Origin of the sequence: Streptomyces sp. UH6, assembly GCF_013421635.1 — a bacterium.
Taxonomy (GTDB): Bacteria; Actinomycetota; Actinomycetes; order Streptomycetales; family Streptomycetaceae; genus Streptomyces; species Streptomyces abyssomicinicus.
In genome coordinates this window covers 1-1024 of the sequence record NZ_JACADT010001441.1, presented here as the reverse complement: position 1 = coordinate 1024, position 1024 = coordinate 1, and the positions used below count along the sequence as shown (strand labels likewise).

Annotated in this window: 2 protein-coding genes; one reads left to right on the top strand and one right to left on the bottom strand. The window is 76.7% G+C overall.

The genetic code is table 11. From position 1 onward, the window contains the following. On the top strand, positions 1-617 hold a 617-nt coding region (locus HW445_RS34210; RefSeq protein ID WP_180224321.1), incomplete at its 5' end, for an acetoacetate decarboxylase family protein. On the opposite strand, the gene HW445_RS32445 is transcribed toward HW445_RS34210, so the two are convergent. After that, positions 547-1024 (bottom strand): YafY family protein (locus tag HW445_RS32445; RefSeq protein WP_180224320.1); only part of this gene is annotated, 478 nt, incomplete at its 5' end. The two genes, HW445_RS34210 and HW445_RS32445, sit on opposite strands and share 71 nt — an antisense overlap.

Below are 1024 nucleotides of genomic sequence, written 5' to 3'. Positions count from 1 at the left end.
ACGTCGGCCTGTGGACGGTCCGCGCCGGCCGCCTGCCGCGGTGGCCGCTGCCCGAGGGGGTGCGCCCGCTCGCCGTCGGCGGACGGTACCCGCTGCTGACCTTCTGCGTCGACTACTCGCCCGAAGGGACACTGGCCTACCGGGAGTTGCTGGTGGCGCTCGCCGTCCGGCGGGGGCGGCGCACCGGCTGCACCGCGGTGGCGGTCTGGGTCGACAGCGAGCGGTCCAGGGCCGGCGGGCGGACCCTGTGGGGCATCCCCAAGGAACTCGGGGAGTTCGCCCTGGAACCCGCGGGAGGAGCCGCCGGAACGGAGCACTTCCGGCTCCGCGCCCCCAGGACCGGCGAGGTGCGGGCCGTCTTCCGCCCGGGACGGCCGCTGCCCGGCCGGCTGCCGGTCCGCACCCGCCTCTTCCAGGAGGTCGACGGACAGGTGCTGGCCGTCCCCGCCCACCTGACCGGCAGGCCGGCGCTGACCAGGGCGTCCTTCCGCCCCGACCCGGCCGGAGCGCTGGGCTTCCTCGGCCGGGGCCGCCCGGTGCTGTCGTTCACGCTGGAGGACTTCCGGTTCCGGGTGGGCTTCCGGTCCCCGCGTGACCGGCCTGACCGGCGCGGCTGAACCGGCCGCCCCACTCCCGGACCAGGTCCACCAGTTCCGGAGGGCCGACGACCCGGAACTCCGCGCCCGTCATGCCCAGAGCGGCCATCGCCCAGTCCAGGTCGTCCGTCGTCATGTGCACCCGGCAGCGGCCCTCCGCAGCCCCTTCCGCCGACTCCGCCGACTCTTCCACCCGGGCCCAGCGACCGATGCGCCGCCGGACGGCGTCCGGCGAGGCGTCGACCACTGCCTCCACCCGGTGCGGGCGGGGCAGGTTCTCCAGCCCGGCCCGTACGAAGGCCGCGGCGTCGGCGGCCGGCAGCTCCCGGGGGCGGAACCGGTCACCGGTCCCCTCCGGTGCACTCAGGCGGTCCAGCCGGAAGCTGCGCCAGCCGGCCCGGTCCAGGTCGTAGGCGACCAGGTACCAG